At 54.0% G+C, this 17,228-nt stretch carries 17 protein-coding genes; 10 read left to right on the top strand and 7 right to left on the bottom strand.

Features of this window, described 5'->3' with window-relative positions; translation table 11 throughout:
- Window positions 1-98: 98 nt before the first annotated feature.
- From BLR09_RS22200 to pruA, 3 genes are all read right to left on the bottom strand, one after another.
- Window positions 99-1,172: a helix-turn-helix domain-containing protein gene (locus tag BLR09_RS22200; protein WP_093207966.1), complete on the bottom strand. Its 1,074-nt coding sequence runs from the start codon at window positions 1,170-1,172 to the stop codon at window positions 99-101.
- Between the two features lie 67 nt (window positions 1,173-1,239).
- Window positions 1,240-2,076: a nucleoside triphosphate pyrophosphohydrolase gene (gene mazG / locus BLR09_RS22195; RefSeq protein WP_245689995.1), complete on the bottom strand. Its 837-nt coding sequence runs from the start codon at window positions 2,074-2,076 to the stop codon at window positions 1,240-1,242.
- 72 nt (window positions 2,077-2,148) lie between these two features.
- A complete protein-coding gene (gene pruA, locus BLR09_RS22190) occupies window positions 2,149-3,780 on the bottom strand; it encodes an L-glutamate gamma-semialdehyde dehydrogenase (RefSeq protein ID WP_093207965.1) in 1,632 nt (543 codons plus the stop codon).
- A gap of 223 nt (window positions 3,781-4,003) precedes the next feature.
- Here pruA and BLR09_RS22185 point away from each other — a divergent pair, with 223 nt between their 5' ends.
- The 4 genes from BLR09_RS22185 (at window position 4,004) to BLR09_RS22170 (ending at window position 6,407) form a co-directional block, all read left to right on the top strand.
- Window positions 4,004-4,624 carry a sigma-70 family RNA polymerase sigma factor gene (locus BLR09_RS22185; RefSeq protein WP_093207963.1) on the top strand — a complete coding sequence of 207 codons (621 nt, stop codon included), beginning with the start codon at window positions 4,004-4,006 and terminating at the stop codon, window positions 4,622-4,624.
- Window positions 4,625-4,881: 257 nt separating this feature from the next.
- Entirely contained in the window at window positions 4,882-5,178 is a 297-nt protein-coding gene (locus tag BLR09_RS22180) for a hypothetical protein (protein ID WP_245689994.1), read from the top strand.
- A 146-nt stretch (window positions 5,179-5,324) separates the two neighbouring features.
- Window positions 5,325-5,903 (top strand): guanylate kinase, encoded by a 579-nt coding sequence (gene gmk / locus BLR09_RS22175; protein WP_093207959.1) that lies wholly within the window; start codon window positions 5,325-5,327, stop codon window positions 5,901-5,903.
- Window positions 5,904-5,936: 33 nt separating this feature from the next.
- Complete coding sequence (locus BLR09_RS22170; RefSeq protein WP_218126706.1) at window positions 5,937-6,407, top strand: hypothetical protein; 471 nt, start codon at window positions 5,937-5,939, stop codon at window positions 6,405-6,407.
- Between the two features lie 145 nt (window positions 6,408-6,552).
- Here BLR09_RS22170 and BLR09_RS22165 read toward each other — a convergent pair whose 3' ends face one another.
- Both BLR09_RS22165 and galK read right to left on the bottom strand, forming a co-directional pair.
- Window positions 6,553-7,593 (bottom strand): UDP-glucose--hexose-1-phosphate uridylyltransferase, encoded by a 1,041-nt coding sequence (locus tag BLR09_RS22165; RefSeq protein WP_093207956.1) that lies wholly within the window; start codon window positions 7,591-7,593, stop codon window positions 6,553-6,555.
- 12 nt (window positions 7,594-7,605) lie between these two features.
- On the bottom strand, window positions 7,606-8,766 hold the full coding sequence (gene galK, locus BLR09_RS22160) for a galactokinase (protein ID WP_218126705.1): 1,161 nt from the start codon (window positions 8,764-8,766) through the stop codon (window positions 7,606-7,608).
- Window positions 8,767-9,336: 570 nt separating this feature from the next.
- Here galK and BLR09_RS22155 point away from each other — a divergent pair.
- Together BLR09_RS22155 and BLR09_RS22150 are read left to right on the top strand one after the other, a co-directional pair.
- Entirely contained in the window at window positions 9,337-10,344 is a 1,008-nt protein-coding gene (locus BLR09_RS22155; RefSeq protein WP_093208182.1) for a LacI family DNA-binding transcriptional regulator, read from the top strand.
- 8 nt (window positions 10,345-10,352) lie between these two features.
- Window positions 10,353-10,847, top strand: a complete 495-nt coding sequence (locus BLR09_RS22150) for a GAF domain-containing protein (RefSeq protein ID WP_093208180.1) — start codon at window positions 10,353-10,355, stop codon at window positions 10,845-10,847.
- Here BLR09_RS22150 and BLR09_RS22145 read toward each other — a convergent pair.
- Both BLR09_RS22145 and upp read right to left on the bottom strand, forming a co-directional pair.
- Complete coding sequence (locus BLR09_RS22145) at window positions 10,830-11,282, bottom strand: hypothetical protein (RefSeq protein ID WP_093207954.1); 453 nt, start codon at window positions 11,280-11,282, stop codon at window positions 10,830-10,832. The genes BLR09_RS22150 and BLR09_RS22145 overlap by 18 nt on opposite strands.
- A gap of 2 nt (window positions 11,283-11,284) precedes the next feature.
- A complete protein-coding gene (gene upp, locus BLR09_RS22140) occupies window positions 11,285-11,929 on the bottom strand; it encodes a uracil phosphoribosyltransferase (protein ID WP_093207953.1) in 645 nt (214 codons plus the stop codon).
- A gap of 105 nt (window positions 11,930-12,034) precedes the next feature.
- Here upp and BLR09_RS22135 point away from each other — a divergent pair, with 105 nt between their 5' ends.
- The 4 genes from BLR09_RS22135 to BLR09_RS22120 all read left to right on the top strand — a co-directional run bounded on the left by BLR09_RS22135 (window position 12,035) and on the right by BLR09_RS22120 (window position 17,225).
- Window positions 12,035-13,744, top strand: a complete 1,710-nt coding sequence (locus BLR09_RS22135; protein ID WP_093207952.1) for a hypothetical protein — start codon at window positions 12,035-12,037, stop codon at window positions 13,742-13,744.
- Window positions 13,745-13,908: 164 nt separating this feature from the next.
- Entirely contained in the window at window positions 13,909-15,345 is a 1,437-nt protein-coding gene (locus BLR09_RS22130; protein ID WP_093207950.1) for an MOP flippase family protein, read from the top strand.
- Between the two features lie 3 nt (window positions 15,346-15,348).
- A complete protein-coding gene (locus BLR09_RS22125) occupies window positions 15,349-16,440 on the top strand; it encodes an acyltransferase family protein (protein ID WP_093207949.1) in 1,092 nt (363 codons plus the stop codon).
- Window positions 16,437-17,225, top strand: coding sequence for a glycosyltransferase family 2 protein (locus BLR09_RS22120; protein ID WP_093207947.1), 789 nt, complete (start codon window positions 16,437-16,439; stop codon window positions 17,223-17,225). Before BLR09_RS22125 ends, BLR09_RS22120 begins: the two co-directional genes overlap by 4 nt.
- Window positions 17,226-17,228 lie beyond the last annotated feature (3 nt).

Raw genomic sequence — 17,228 nt, 5'->3', positions numbered from 1 at the left:
GCTGATCAGATGGTCTGATCCAAAAGTCCGCGACGCGCTGCTATAAGGGGTTCAGGGAATGGATTCCGGGAGTACGTATTTATAAAACCGTACTGCGCCTATTCTCTAACCGGCTGACTGACAGACTGCTGATAGGTAGCCGGGGTCATTCCGTTGATTTTTTTGAAGGCAGAGAAAAACGTGGATTTCGAGTTGAATCCGGCCTCGTATCCGATGGCTTCCAGGGTATATCCCGGCTGTTCGGTCATACGCCGGCAGGCTTCTGCTACGCGGTATTCGTTTACGTAAGTCGTGAAATTTTTACCGAGTTGTTCATTCAACAACGCGGACAACTGATGCGCCGACACCGATACTTCCCGCGCAAGGTCATGCAGTTTCAAATCGGGATTTCGGTACACGGCCTTCTCGGCCATGACCTGTTCAAGCTTCCGCAGCCAGCGTTCGGCATCCTGATCTTCCCACCGGCGGGCTGTGGGTTTTTCCGGAAGAAAAAGAAAGATTTCCTCCGTTCGCTTCCGGTAAAAAAACAGCGTAGCCATTACATACAGGATCAGCGAAAAGGAAATCGCGCCGTTCATGCAGGTCGCGAAGAAATGAATATCAATTCTGGAGGAAAAATAGAAGAGAAACAACAGAGCATTTCCACCGAAAATGAGAGACAGCCAGAGATCCGCCGGCCGGCCGGGAGCTATCGGAGAAAAGACATTCCGCAGTACCGGCGCCATAACTCTCGCGGAGGCAATCACAAAACCGCCCCAGAAGATGTGTATGCCGGTCGAAACGTACCGGATCCAATTTCTCGGATGGGCGGAAAAAGGATATCCGAGGCAAATTCCCGCTATCACGACGGCTATGCCCGCCAGCACGATCAGCCATATGCGGGGTACTTTTTCCAGCGGACTGACAGCCGATTGCAAAAAGAAATACAGCAGCGGCCCGATAAAACAGCAGGCGACGAGGCCTATCTGCACGTATCCTCTCGGAACCCCTTCGCTGAAATACAGAAAAACGGAGTTACTCGTCAGCAGGCTGATCCCTATCAGCAAAGCCCCCAGAAAATAGATAGCCGGGTACTTTTTTCGGTTGGTAAACAGCAGAAACAGCCCGAGCAGCAGCCCGTTGAAGGCTCCGAGGGCACTGAAAAAGAATAAAATCCGGTCGCCGGTCGTCATGGGTATCAGTCTTCCTCCCAAATAACGGCCTTCAACCGGATTTTGCAACAAGCTCTGGATGAATGGATTACCGGAGCGACTTTGCTTCGTTCCAGTATACGTCCATTTCGGCCAGGGTCATATCTTTCAGCTCGCGGCCTGCTTCGCGGGCGCGCTTCTCCAGATACTCAAAGCGGGTAATGAATTTCTTGTTGGTCCGTTCGAGCGCCGTTTCCGGATTGATATCCACGAAGCGGGCGTAGTTGACCAGGGAAAACAGCAGGTCGCCGAACTCGGCTTCTGCCTGATCAGGATGAACCGCTGTACCTTCCGAAAATTCAGCCTGGAACTCCTCCATTTCCTCCCGGACCTTGCCCCATACCTGCTCTTTTTCTTCCCAGTCGAACCCGGCGCCGCGGGCTTTTTCCTGTACCCGCATGGCTTTTACGAGCGCAGGCAGCGAAGAAGGTACGCCGGCGAGAACCGACCGGTTTCCTTCCTTGATCTTCAGTTGTTCCCAGTTTTGCTTGACCTGCTCTTCGGTATCCGCGACGGCATCGCCATAGATATGAGGATGGCGGGAAACCAGCTTTTCACACAGGCTGTGCATCACGTCCTGAATGTCGAAATCACCGGTTTCGGAGGCGATGCGCGCGTAAAAGACCAGGTGAAGCAGGACGTCGCCCAACTCTTTTTTGATCTCCGGAAGGTCCTTGCTGAGGATCGCGTCGGAGAGTTCATAGGTTTCCTCGATCGTCAGGTGACGGAGGGAATCCATCGTTTGTTTCCGGTCCCAGGGGCAATGCACGCGCAGCTCGTCCATGATGGTCAGGACGCGGTCGAATGCCATCAGTTGTTGTTTCCGGCGGCTGGGAAGTTCCTCGAACGACCGGGCCGTCTGGGAGGCGAATGTTGGTTTCTGCATGGGAGTCAGTAGAAAGACGGAGGAGGTTAAAAAGCTTGCTTCTTAACCTCCTCGCGCCGTGTTGGTTGCCGGTTATTCAGCCAGGAACGGATAGCGGTAGTCCGTCGCAGGGACGAAGCTCTCCTTAATCGTCCGGGCAGATACCCAGCGGAGCAGGTTCTGCATCGAACCTGCCTTATCATTCGTGCCGGATCCGCGGGCGCCGCCGAAGGGCTGCTGGCCGACAACGGCTCCGGTACACTTGTCGTTGATGTAAAAATTACCCGCCGAGTTGATAAGCTTCTTGCTCGCCAGCTCAACTGCGTACCGGTTCTGGGCAAATACCGCTCCGGTCAGGGCATACGGCGAAGTCCGGTCGATGAGCGACAGGGTTTCCTCAAACTGTGCCGGCTCGTAGAGGTAAATGGTCAGGACGGGGCCGAAGATTTCCTGCTCCATCGTCTCTGAATGAGGATCAGAGGTCAGGATAATGGTCGGATCTACAAACCAGCCTTTCGATTTGTCATAGGTACCGCCCCAGAGGATGGTATTGGCCGGGTTTTGCTTCGCGCGGTCGATGTAGCCGGTGATTTTGGTGAATGCGCGTTCGTCGATAACGGCGTTGACGAAATTCGAGAAATCCTCGGTTCCGCCGACTTTAAACGTTTCGAGCATGCCTTTCATTTCTGCCCAGACGGTTTCCCAGATCGACGTCGGAACATACGCCCGGGACGCAGCGGAGCATTTCTGCCCCTGAAATTCGAACGCGGCACGGAGCAGGTTGGCTGCGTAGGCTTTCGCGTCGGCTGATTCGTGTGCGAGCATGAAATCCTTGCCGCCGGTTTCACCGACAATGCGCGGGTAGTACCGGTACTCATCCATGTTGCTGCCGATGGTTTTCCAGATGCTCTTGAAAACCGCCGTGCTTCCGGTGAAGTGGATACCGGCAAATTCGGGGTGGCTGAATACCAGGTTTCCGATCATGGGGCCGTCTCCCTGAATGAGGTTGATGACGCCGTCGGGTACGCCGGCTTCCTTCAGTATCTGCATCAGGACGTAGGCAGAGTACATCTGTGTCGGCGCGGGTTTCCAGACAACGACGTTACCCATCATCGCCGCCGATGCCGGCAGGTTGCCGGAAATAGCGGTGAAATTGAACGGCGTAAGGGCGAAGACAAATCCTTCAAGCGGCCGGTATTCTACCTGGTTCCAGATGAGCGGATCGGGAGAGATCGGCTGCTCACGGTAAATTTCCGTCGCGAAGGAAACGTTGAACCGGAGGAAATCCACCCATTCACAGGCGGCGTCGATTTCGGCCTGGAAGGCATTTTTCGACTGCCCGAGCATGGTCGAGGCGTTGAGTAAATAGCGGTATTTCGTTGCCGAGAGTTCGGCGGCTTTCAGGAAAATAGCCAGGCGCTGCTCCCAGGGAAGGGCCGCCCATGCCGTACGGGCTTCGAGCGCGGCCTGAATGGCTTCAGTGACGTGTTCGGGGCCGCATTCATACGTATAACCGAGGATGTGCTGGTGATCGTGTGGCGGCGTCAGGGTAAGCTTTTTGTCCGTCCGGACTTCCCGGTTGCCAATGTACAGCGGGATATCGAGGACTTTTCCCCGGAGCTCCGCGATCGCGTCCTTCAGTTTCTGACGTTCGGGTGTACCGGGAGCGTAGCTGAAGATCGGCTCGTTTTTCGGAGCCGGAACATTAAAAATTCCGTTTGACATAAAGATGATGAAGTTAAGGATCAGGGGTTTTCACCCGGGGTGCGACCCGGCCCGACCCGTCCGTTCGTTGACGCCGCGAAGGTAGCTCTTTTCGGGTAAACCCGGTAGGCATACCGGCCATTCCGGACTCAGACCGTCCGGCCATTTTGTCAGCCGATCCGGACTGGCAGGCTTTTGTTTGCAAAATATATTTTAGCTTTAGCCGATAAAACTCACCATAGCCATGACAGCCGACGAATTTATTGCCGTCCGGCAGTACACTGAGGCCGAAAAGTATGCCATCTTCGACCGGGAGCTCATGCCGCACATCCAGTCGATGTACAACTTCGCTTTTCGGCTTACTCAAGACGAGGACGACGCCAATGACCTTGTTCAGGATACCTATCTGAAAGCGTTTCGTTTTATCAACTCTTTCGAAAAAGGAACAAACGCCAAGGCCTGGCTGTTCCGCATCCTGAAAAATAGCTTTATCAATGACTACAGAAGGAAGTCGAAAGAGCCCAGCAAGGTCGATTACCAGGAAGTAGAAACGTATTACGATTCGGAAGAAATGGCGGGGACGGCCCAGACAACCGACCTCCGCGCCGAAACCGTGCAGGAATTGCTCGGGGACGAAGTCACGAACGCCCTGAACGCCCTGCCGGTGGATTTCCGTACCGTATTGATTTTGTGTGACGTCGAAGGCTTTACCTACGAGGAGATGGCCAAGATTCTGGACATTCCCATTGGTACTGTCCGCTCCCGCCTGCACCGTGCCCGGATGCTTCTGAAAGAGAAACTGAAAGGCTATGCATCCTCGATGGGATATGACACAACGGAGCAAGAAGAAGAAGAAACTGCCTGACCCGGAAACTTTTTAGCTGTAAAATATGCTATGCCTCTGACAGCGAGCACTTATGGTGCGCCTGCCCTTCAGGTCTGAGTTGTTTCCCGCGTTTTGTCTTTCTATCCTGTTCGTCTCCAGAAAAGTTATCACAATAAAACTGTATATCAGGAACTAAAAGCGTTCCTATTTCATTTTGGCGTCAGTTTTCCGTATTTCCTACGGTAAATAAGGTATCCGGCCAAACTAACAGAGCACCCGATCAATAACATTGCGACATGACTTCCATGACACCCGAATCCAGTCCGTCTGCCGAGGCAGAGAAGGTGGTAAAGAAAGAGCACTGTGAGCATCATGCCGATTGCATGAAACTCATTCAGATGGTTTTGGACGGCGAAGCCACTCCCGACGAAATTGAACACGTCCGCCAGAACCTGGGCAAGTGTCTTCCCTGTGAAAACGGCTACAATGTGAACAAGGCAATCAAAGAAGCATTGCAGTTCCGTGTGGAGAAAAGAGATGTACCGCAGAGTCTGGTCGATTGCATCAAAAGTAAAATTACCGATCTGAAGTAAGGATTATTCAGTCTGTCCGGATTGAGAATCAAAACCGTTCCTGTACCGCATTTGCCGTATTTGAACTACTTTTGGCATAGTAAACGGCCTCGGAAAGCTCCGCTTCTCCGGGGTTATTCATTAACGTACCTAAACAAACATCCGGTTTGAACGGCAAAGCCATTATCTTCTGTGCTCCTTCCGGCTCAGGAAAGACCACTCTTGTCAAACACCTCCTCTCCGCCCATCCCGAACGGTTCGGCTTCTCGATCTCGGCCTGCACCCGCGACAAGCGCGGCCGGGCAGAAGAACACGGAAAGGATTACTACTTCCTCAGCATCGACGAGTTTAAGCGGAAGATTGACGAAGAGGCTTTTGTGGAATGGGAAGAGGTATATCCGGGAGGCTATTATGGTACCCTCAAATCAGAAGTGGAACGCGTCTGGGCCTCCGGCCGGCATATTATTTTCGATGTCGACGTTCGCGGCGGTCTGAAGCTGAAAGAATACTTCGGCGACCGTGCCCTGTCTATTTTCGTCAAAGTACCTTCGATGGAAGTACTCGAACAGCGCCTCCGGGCCCGCGGGACAGAAACCGAAGACAGCCTGTCGAAACGCCTGTATAAAGTACGGTTTGAAATGTCGTTCCAGGATAAATTCGACGTTATTCTGGTGAACGACGATCTCGATAAATCCACCCGGGAAGCCGACCAGCTCGTGTCGGATTTCCTCAACAGCCGGCCCTGACCGGAATAGCTTATGCGGATTGCCTTTGATCAAATGCCCGACCACGCCCGCCTGTGGGTGTACCAGGCCAACCGGCCGCTGACCGCGTCCGAAGAAGCCGATATCCGCCTCCGCCTCGATTCTGCCTTTGACGATTGGGCCGCCCACGGACAGCCCCTCACCAATGCCGTCGAGATCCTCGCCCACCGCGTAGTATTGCTGGCGGTCGACGAGCAGGCATATGCCGCCAGCGGCTGCTCTATCGATGCTTCCACCCGGATTATCCGCGAAGCAGGTACGGCCCACAGCCTTGATTTTTTTGACCGCTCCGTGCTTTTCGAGACCGCCGACGGTATCAGCGCCGTCGACGCACTGAAAGCCAAAGCCGCTGTACTTGACGGCCGCATTTCACCCGACACAAACATTTATAATTCTCAGGTAAAAACAGTCGGAGAGTACCGTACATCCTGGCTCCTGCCCGCAGCAGAAAGCTGGCTGAAACGATTCTTCACGCCCGTCGCCTGAAACCGATAGAGAAGAAAACAGCCGGGGCCGTCTCCATAATGGAAGCGGCCCCGGCTGTTTCATGTCTGTGAAGTCTGTGTCGTCTGTGAGAAAAAAATTAGCTCACAGACGACACAGACTTCACAGACATTTGGGATAACGTGTACTACTTCGCTTTGTAATGCACCTCTGGCAGGTTCCGGAGCATCTTCGCGCTTTGTTCCGGTGTAATGTCCCGCTGGGGATTAGCCAGCATTTCATACCCTACCATAAACTTCTTCACCGTTGCAGAGCGTAACAGCGGAGGCAGAAATACAAAGTGCCAATGCCATTCGGGATGTTCAGCGCCGTCGGTTGGCGCCTGGTGAATCCCGGCAGAATACGGAAACGATACTTCGAACAGGTTGTCGTACAGAATCGTCAGTTTTCGGTAGGCGTCGGCGAGGCCATCGCGTTCGGCAGGAGTCATTTCCAGGATAGATGCCATCGGGCGGCGGGGCACGATCATCGTTTCGAACGGCCATACGGACCAGAAAGGTACGAGCGCCACGAAATGCTCGTCTTCAAACAGAATCCGCTCCTTTTTAACCAGTTCTTTCTCCAGGTAATCGCTCAACAGTGTACGCCCGTGCTTTTCGAAGTACCGGCGCTGGCTTTGCTGCTTTTTCGCCGGCTCGTCGGGTACGCTTGCCTGCGCCCAGATCTGCCCGTGCGGATGCGGGTTGGAGCAACCCATCACGAAACCTTTGTTTTCGAATATCTGGACGTGGTTGATCGTCGGCTGGCTCCCCAATTCTTCGTACTCCAGGCACCAGGCATCTACGACGCGCCGGATATCCGACGTTTCCATTTCGGGAATCGTCAGGTCGTGGCGCGGTGAAAAGCAAATCACCTTACATAATCCCGATTCGCTGACGGCCTGAAAAAGCTCTCCGTCTGAAACGGTTCCTTCCGGCGTATCGCTCAGGAGCGCCGAAAAGTCATTCGTGAAGACAAAAACATCGGAGTAGTCCGGGTTTTTCTCTCCGTTGGAACGGGTATTGGTCGGGCACAGGTAGCAGGTCGGGTCATAAGCCGGCCGGTCGTCTGCCGGCGTTTTCTCCACCTGCCCCTGCCAGGGCCGTTTGGTCCGGTGAGGCGATACCAGTACCCAGCTGTCGGTCAGCGGGTTATACCGGCGATGCGGATGTTCATCAAATTGAAACATGAGGCAGTAAGGTTAGCGGACAACGGACGTTCCCTGGCGGATCACTACTTTATGGCAAACCAGCTCGATACCAAAGGCTGCCTGATAGGCCGTTTTCATGGTTTCGAGAAACGCATCGGCAGCGGTTTTTTCGACCAGGTTGATGGTACAACCACCGAAGCCACCGCCCATCATGCGGGCGCCGAGTACTGCCGGCTGGTTACGGGTCTGATCAACCAGGAAATCCAGCTCCGGGCAGCTCACTTCGTATTTGTGCTGGAGGCCGTAGTGCGTGGCGTACATATGCTTGCCGAAGGATACCAGGTCGTCACGCTTGAGGTCTTCGCAGGCCGCTACTACCCGGGCAATTTCCTCGACCATGTATTCGCAGCGGCGGTAGGTCACTTCGTCGAACTCATCGCGGTGCGCCCGGAGCAGCTCAGGCGATACATCCCGAAGACTATTGACAGATGCATCATATGCCTGCAAAAGGGCTACGCCGCGCTCGCACTCCGCCCGGCGGGTATTGTATTCGGAGTTTCCGAGGGAGTGCTTCACACCCGTATCACAGAGGATCAGTATGTGCTCTTCCTGGCGGAAGGGGAAATATTCATAATCGAGGGAGCGGCAGTCGAGACGGATCACGGCGTCTTCTGCCCCCATCAGGGACGCGAACATATCCATGATACCGCAGTTTACGCCAACGAATTGATTTTCAGCGCGCTGACAGAGACGAACGAGCGTCATCCGGTCGATCCCGAGCTGAAAAATTTCATTCAATGCAAACGAAAAGCCGGCTTCCAGCGCGGCAGAAGACGAAATACCTGCCCCGAGCGGAATATTGCCGCCGAACACAACGTCACAACCCTTCAGGTCATAGCCTAACTGAAGAATCTGATCGATGACGCCTTTGAGGTAATACGTCCACCGCTCTTCGCTGCGGGTCAGGTTATCGAGGGAAAAGGTCTCTTCCCGCTCGAGATTAAACGCATAGGCGCGGCAGAGGCGGTCGGTCCGGGGGCTGATGGCAAAGACCATTTCGCGGTCGATCGCTGCCGGGAGGACGAATCCCATGTTGTAATCGGTATGCTCGCCGATGAGGTTAATACGGCCCGGAGAGCGGACGATCAATGACGGATCTGCCCCGAAGAGGGTGCGGTACCGATCCACGATCGATTGGGTCAGAGGTTCCATGCGGAGGAAATAGTAAAACGATGCGGTTTCAAATCAACAGGGTAATCCGGAATCTTCCAGCAGGGAGGAGACGGATTTTCCGGCCGGGGACCCGTCTTTTCCACCCGCAGGCCATTGCAAAGGATTGCGCAACCTCACAGTCCGGAATCGCGCTGCCGTGCAACCGGCTTCGCACGTCCGGTTTTTCTCCCGAAAGCCCTATCGGAAAAATGCTATTTACAATTGAACCTTCATTCGTGAGATTGGCGGTTTATCCCGATGGTCCATCCGTTTTCAGGGTGATTTTTACCGATCATCTAAAACACAAAGTGCTCGGAGTCGTGGTCATTTACATTTGTAACACAAAAACAGACATACTATCAGGAGCGGTATTTATCCAACAATATATCCCACGTTTTTATCCAATTTTTACATCGTTCAGCCTTCTTCCTTTGATCTTAATTTTTGTTTAGTAGTGAATAACAAGTGGTTTGGTGAAGCCTTCAGGATACTGTCCTGAAGGCTTTTTATTTGCGGCATCCGCCGGGCCGGTTCCGGATGGTTATCTTTACCCTGCGATTTCCTGTAACTATGCAGCACCACCAGACGGTCACTATCAAACAGATTGCCCAGGAGCTCGGCGTATCGATCTCTACGGTTTCGCGGGCGTTGCAAAACAACCCGCGTATCGGGTTGCGCACGCGGGAGCGCGTCTGGGAGCTGGCCCGGAAGCTGCAGTACAGCCCCAATCCGGCAGCTCTTGTCCTTAAAAAGAAACGCACGCATACCATCGGTGTCATTCTTCCTTTTCTGGGGGAAGAGTTTTTTTCGACCGCAGTGACGGCCATTGAAGATGTCCTGACGGGGTATAATGTCGTCATCAGCCAATCGCGCGACCGGCTCGACCGGGAGAAAAGCGCTCTCAATACCTTTCTTTCCAGTCGTGTGGATGGCGTCATTGCGTCTCTTTCCGCAGAAACCCATCATTACCTGCATTTCCGGGAGCTGGAAAACTTCGGTATTCCGGTGGTGTTTTTTGACCGCGTGCCGCGCAGTGTACCCGCGCACAAGGTCCGGAACAGTGTGACCAAAGCCGCCCGGGAGCTGGTTCAGTACCTGGCCGGAAAAGGCCTTGAGCGGATTGCCCTGCTCAACGGCCCGCCGCAACTGGAGGTCTCCGAAGAGCGGCAGGAAGGGTATATCCAGGCAATGACCGGCGCCGGGCTGCCGGTACTGCCGCAATACCTGCGCTCCACCGACCTCAGCCGCGAGGATACCCACACCAAAACGAAACTGCTCCTGGCCCTGGAACCAAAACCGCAGGCTATTGTTGGCTTCAACGACTACGTCGCCCTGCAGGCAATGGAAGTGGCCAAGCAGCTGCAGATACGCCCGAACGAAGATGTGTACTTTGCCAGCTTTGCCAACCTTCCGCTGATGGACTACATCGACAATCCGCCCGTCGCTTCGGTAGAGCAGTTTGCCTATACCATGGGCGAGAAAGCGGCGGAATTGCTTTTACACCTTATTCACCATCCGGATGAAACCCGGTACCACGAAGTATTGGTGGAAACCCAGCTTTTCGTCCGGGAAAAATAACAATGCACATGGCTGAAAACCTGTACGTTCCGGCAACGGCCAGCCGGAAAGAAGTATACGACAGTCTCATTCCCCAGATAGAAGCCCTTATCGGCGGAGAGCCCGACCTGACCGCCAACCTTGCGAACGTTTCTGCCGCGCTCCGGCAGGCTTTCGGCTTTTTCTGGGTAGGTTTTTACGTGAAAAAGGATCATCAACTGGTTCTCGGACCTTTCCAGGGACCAATCGCCTGTACGCGGATCGACTTCACCAAGGGCGTTTGCGGGCATGCCTATACGACGCGGCAGACGGTGCTCGTACCCGACGTAGACGCGTTTCCGGGGCATATTGCCTGTTCGTCCGATTCCCGTTCGGAAATCGTCGTGCCGGGTTTTGATCCGGAGGGAAATGTCTTTCTCGTACTCGACGTCGACAGCGCCGAGCTAAACGATTTTCACGCAGAAGATCAGGAAGGGCTGGAAAAAATCATGCGGCTGATCGAGCAATCAGCTTTTGCCCAATAGGCCCCGCAGGCCGGGAACGTGGTAAATAGCAAGGGTCAGGACTATCCCCCATACCACGCCGAACACCATCATCCACAACAGAATCCGCTGCGGCGAAGCCTTGAAGGAAACCGCCAGGAGCGTCCCGCCAATAGGCGTGAAAAGCAGGGGCGTCAGGCAGGCAATACCCGCAATGCCAAAGGCCCGGTATACGCGGACGGCGCGACGGGTGCGTGGCGAAAACAGCCGGGGGCGGGTTTTCCGAAACTGCTCCCACCAGCGGCGGATCTGCCGACCGAGAAAGGTAAAGAGCAGAACACTCATCATCATTCCGGCGACGGTACAGGCGGCGGATTCCCACCAGGTCAACTCCAGGGCTAGTCCGGCAAGGGGACCGGCCACAAACTTCAGCATCGACGCCAGGGCGACGGAAATATATTTGGAAACGGGATTCATGGTTACAACTTGGGACCGAAGGCCAGATCGCCGGCGTCTCCGAGTCCCGGAACAATGTAATAATTGTGGTTCAGGTGGTCGTCGACCGCGCCGATCCACATCCGGCATTCCGGCATTTTTGATTGCAGGTACCGGATGCCTTCGGGAGCGGCAATCGCGGCAGCGATATGCGTCCGGGCCGGAATACCGTACCGCAGGAGAGAGCGGTAGGATTGTTCGAGGGACTTGCCCGTCGCCAGCATCGGATCAATCAGGATGAGTGTTTTGCCCGTCAGATCAGGGCTCGACAGGTATTCGAGTTCGACCGTAAAGTCCTCTCCTTCGACGTGGGGTCCGCGGTATGCCCCGATAAAGGCATTTTCCGCCCGGTCAAAAAAATTCAGAAACCCCTGGTGAAACGGCAGACTCGCGCGCAAGATCACCGCCAGCACCGGCTGCTGCGCCAGCAAAAACGTCTCGGACGTACCGAGCGGAGTATTGACGGAAGTCTTCGAAAAGACCAGCGTTTTCGATATTTCGTATGCCAGAATCTCCCCCAGACGCTCCAGGTTTCTCCGGAACCGAAGCGGATCCTGCTGAATCTGAACGTCTCTGAGTTCAGCGATGAAATGGTTTCCGACGGAAGATTGCTCGGCGAGGACAAACATGGAAAAAGGTTTATTTCGGAATCTCTTCGTAATTTGCACGGCCCGGTGACCTGTACAAAGTAAGCAATAAAAACACGAAACCCGGAGTGCGCTATTTCTTTCCCTATGCCCAGATTTACTTTATTCCTGATTATTTTCTGGACTCAGGCTGCCTTCTCCTTCGGTCAGAGCGTGTACGTTCCTCTCAACCCGGACTACTACCACCTCGTCGACCGGTATGAAATCAAAAGCGGAAAAAACGCGATCGGCTTCCAGAGCACAGTCAAGCCATATCTCCGGAAAAGTGTCTATCAGCTCGTCGACAGTCTTAACTGCGATCAGTGTGCCGACCTCTCCCCCGTCGATAAATTCAATATTCAATACCTAAAGGACGACAGCTGGGAATGGTCGCAGGACCCGAAAACGGCCGACAGCGAAAAACCCTTCTGGAAATACTTCTACGGGAAGAAAAATGACCTGTACAGCCTGAGAAACGACGACGTGGAGCTGCATGTCAACCCCGTTCTCTACGGCATGCTCGGCGGCGGGAAGGATGCGTCGACGTACTCTTACATCAATACCCGGGGCGTTGAAATACGGGGTTCCATCGGAAAGAAAATCGGTTTCTATACCTACTTCACGGATACGCAGCTGCGCATGCCGGGCTACTTTACCGAGCGGATGGAGAAGTTCCAGGCCGTACCCGGTGAAGCCGCCTGGAAGGTATTCAAAGGCACGCCCGACGGAAAGTTTACCGACAAAAGCGGCGCGGATTTCTATACCGCCCGCGGGTACCTGACCTTCGACCCGATCAAGCAAATCAATGTTCAGTTCGGGCATGATAAGGTTTTCATCGGGAACGGTTTCCGATCCGTTATTCTGTCAGACAACAGCGGCCCCTTTCTGTTTCTGAAACTGACGACACGCATCGGGCGCGTTCAGTACATGAACCTCTTTGCCGAAATCAACAATGCCCAGAATAACCTGGCATACGGTGATCTCCCGCCGAAGAAATTCCTGGCGCTCCACCACCTCGGCGTCAATATTGGTAAAAACCTGAACGTCGGCGTTTTTGAAGCCATCGTCCATAGCCGCGACAAATCACAGGGATATTTTGATCTCGGCTACATGAACCCTGTGATCTTCTACCGGGCTATTGAAGCACAGAAATACAGTGCCGATAACTCCATGCTGGGGGTGGACTTCCGCTGGAACTTCCTCCGCCGGTTTCAGGTATACGGCCAGCTGAACCTCGACGAATTCAACCTCAACAAACTCCGGGCAGGTACCGGCTGGTGGGGCAACAAGATCGCCGCTCAGATCGGCGCCAAATACGTAGATGTACTGGGCGTCGAAAACCTCGATATTCAGGCCGAATTCAACCTGGCCCGACCCTATACCTTCCAGCACGTATCAGACAAAACCAACTACGTCAACTTCAATCAGGCGATGGCCCACCCGTTCGGCGGCAACTTCAAGGAGTTCGTCGGCATTGTGCGGTACCAGCCCCTGCCCCGCCTGACGCTGACGGGTACGTTTGTCGGCGCTAACTACGGCCTCGACTTCGCCGGACGTAACTTCGGCGGCAACCCGTTGCTGAGCTACAATACCCGTCCGCAGGACCGGGAATACGGCAATTACATCGGTCAGGGCGTCGGAACGAGCCTGCTTTACGGGGAATTTGCCGCAACCTATCAGATCCGCCACAACGTATTTCTGGACTTCCGCCAGGTCGTCCGGAATCAGAATTCGGTGCTGGATCAGTTCGACCGGCAGACGGTATTCTCCTCGTTTTCGGTCCGAATTAATTCCGCGCAACGCTTGCTGGCCTTCTGACATTGCACTACTTTTCGGGAACTTCCTGAGCATCGATCAAACCGCCATTTGATAATGACCCTGCCGTGTGATTACCTACGGGTCCTTTACCCGAGTACCTGTACCTGCCTGTCCGCCGGTCGGTCCGCTGCCCCGCAGACGGCTGCCCTGAAACGTATTCCTGCATGAGCCACAAGCAAAACGCCATCGACGGCGGGAAATGGATCACTATTTCCACCGTCATCTCCACCGTTTTTCAGTTCGTGCAGGTCACGATACTCGCGCGTATCCTCGATCCGTCCGTTTTTGGGGTAATCAGCGTCAGTACCCTGATTATCAACCTGTTTTATATCTTCAGTAACCTCGGGTTTTCGAACTCCATTATTTACAAGCAGGAGACCGACCGGAAAGTACTTTCCAGCCTGTATTTCGTCAGTCTGCTACTGGGTTTCGGGATATTCCTGATCGTCTACTTCAGTTCGCCGCTGGTGGTGGCCTATTACAAGGAGCCGAAACTCGACCGGGTTATCAAGCTGGCATCCCTCTATTTCGTGATTATCTACTTCGGGCAGGTGTACCTGTTTCTGTTGCAGAAAGAGCTCCGGTTTAAGTCGATCGCCATCATGGAAATCATCGGAGCGGCGACAGGTATGGTCGTCGCCGTATCCCTTGCCTATAGCGGTTTTGAAGAACTTTCGCTGATTTTCGGGCAGTTGGCGATGCACATTGTCCGGACGGCCCTGCAGGTATTTTATGGGCGAAAGCTCTTCCGGCCGATGCTGTATCTCAACATCGGATCGATCAAAGAACATTTACGCTTCGGGATTTACAACGTGGGCGACGGCCTGCTGGGCTTCATTCAGGGCAACTCCGATAACATCATCGTGGGCGGTCTCCTCGGCGTCAAGGCGCTGGGTTTTTATACCATTGCCTATCAGCTCGCCATCTTCCCGATTACGAAGCTGAATCCGATTATTCTCCAGGTAGCCTTCCCGATTCTGGCGAAGATGAAGGACAATAACGAGGAGCTGAAGAAGTCGTACCTCAACATCCTCGATCTGGTCAGTTTCCTGAACATGCCGTTGGTAGCGGGGTTGTTTGTGACGGCCGACGTCGTCGTACCCTTGCTGTACGGTCCGGGCTGGGAGCCGACTATTCCCCTCATTCGTATCTTCACCTTCGTCAGCATTTTCTACTGCCTCTCGAACCCGCTTTTCACCCTGGCCTTTACGAAAGGAAAGCCGAACCTGCTGTTTTACATCAACCTGGCGACGCTCGCGTTGAAAGTACCCTTGCTCTATTTCCTCGGTGCGCGCTACCAGGTGACGGGTATTGCGCTGGCCTTTTTGATCAGTATGTTCCTGAATCTGTTGATGAATTTTTATACGGTACACCAGCTGGTCGGGCCGTTTATGCGGCAGTTCCTGACGATGTTCAGCAAGCCGGTCGCGTTTTGCGCCGTCATGGTTGCGGCTATTGTGCTGTATAAATATACCATTGGGAATGAGGGCATTATCCACGCAGCCGCGCAGGTCCTCATCGGCGGGGGGATTTACCTGCTGCTGACGCACCGTTTCAAGATGTCCGTCCGGGAGATACTCGCTCTCCGCAAATCTGCCTGACGTATGAAACACCGGTTTGACGTCCTCGATATTTTCCGCGGGCTTTTCGCCTCGATGGTGGTGCTGTTTCACATGGCTTTCTTCACCGATACGCCGCTGATCAACAACCGGCTGGTTCGGAATGCAGATATGTTTGTGGATTTTTTCTTTGTCCTGAGCGGATTCGTCATCGCCTACAGCTACCCGCAGTTCGAAACATCCCGGAAACTGCAACGCTTTCTGACGCGGCGGTTCTGGCGCATTTACCCGCTCCATTTCGTGATGCTGCTGGCGGTGTTGTTTGTTGAACTGACGAAGAATTCCCTTTCGGACTATGTCCATATCAACCAGCCGGACAATCCGAATAATAATGTTTATACATTTCTGACCTCCCTGCTGCTCCTCAATTCCGTGAAACTATTCGGCGTAACAGACGTAAGCTGGAATATTCCGAGCTGGTCGATCAGCGCCGAAATGATCGCTTACGTAGTGTACGGGCTGGCGATGCGGCTAATCGCCCCCCGGTGGAAAGCGCCTGCTTTTCTGGCGCTGTCGGTCGGCGCCGCAGCAACTCTCGTGGCAGTCACCGGCAAAATGGAGCTCAACTACAGCTTTGACTATGGTTTTCTACGGGGATTGACGGGCTTTTTCGCAGGCGCATTCTGCTTTACCCTGTTTTCAGCGGCGTACGACCGCGTGCGGGCGCTGCCGGGCGGGCTGTTTTCCATACTGGAGGTATTGATGCTGGCCCTGATTGTGGTATCGATTTCTTTCGGGGAAGCCCTGAAGCATATCGGGCTTTTGTATGAATTCGTATTTCTCGCGGCCATTTTCGTGTTTTCGTTTGAAAAAGGGATCTGCTCTTCCACGTTGAAAAAGAGTACCCTCCTCCACCGCGTCGGAACCTACAGCTACTCCATTTACCTGACACATCCGCTGACGCTCAGCCTGTTTAATATTCTCTTTGTCCGGATTCTGAAGTTCTCACCGGCGTCCTACAGCTACCTGGTATTTCTGAATTTTGTCGTGATATACTTCGTCGCGCGGTGGACATACCACCACATCGAACTGAAATTCAAGGACGGGCGGCTTCCCTTCCTTTCTCAACGCGTATGAAAGAAGCTCATTTCCCGGACGTCACCCTGCTCGTGACCCACTACAACCGGAGCCAGTCGCTGGCCAACCTGCTGCAGACCTTCCGGGAGCGGGGATGCCGGTTTGGAGGAATTGTGGTTTCGGACGACGGCAGCCGCCCCGAGCACCGGACCGTCCTGGAATCGCTCCGCAAAGAATACGGGTTTGACCTCGTCACAACGCCGAAAAACAAAGGCCTGGGAAACAACATCAACAAGGGTCAGGATGCCGTCCGGACGCCCTATACCTTATACGTTCAGGAAGATTTTGTGCCGCTCGAACGCGCGCCGGAAGTCCTCGAAGCGGCGTTGTCGCGCATGCAGGAAGACTCTTCCCTCGACCTGGTACGGCTGTATGCCTATTTCCCCTACCCCTACCGCGAAGATGCCGGAGGCGGGTTTTCGCGGATGATCTTCCGGCCCCAGCTCTGGTATGCCAATCACCTGAAATTCTATTTTTACAGCGACCACCCGCATTTGCGGAGAAGTACCTTTTTTGATCGTTTCGGGCGGTATGTAGAAGGTACAAACAGCGATATCGCCGAGTTCACGATGTGCCTCTCCGTCTTGAAACACAAGGGTAAGGGGCTTTTTTACGATGAGTTTACGAAGGTCTTTGACCAGGTAAATTCATCGGTGGAGCCGAGTACGGCGACGTTCCGGTCGGACTGGAAGCAGCGGCAGGACCCGCTGACGCTGCTGCTGCGGTGGCTGTACCTGAAGTTCCGCTTCCTCAAAAACACGTTTCAGCTTCTGTTTTTCCGTTAAGGT

This window comes from Siphonobacter aquaeclarae (assembly GCF_900103285.1).
Classification (GTDB): Bacteria; Bacteroidota; Bacteroidia; order Cytophagales; family Spirosomataceae; genus Siphonobacter; species Siphonobacter aquaeclarae.
Note: the sequence above shows the minus strand (reverse complement) of the source record. Positions and strands in the feature narration are given on the sequence as shown.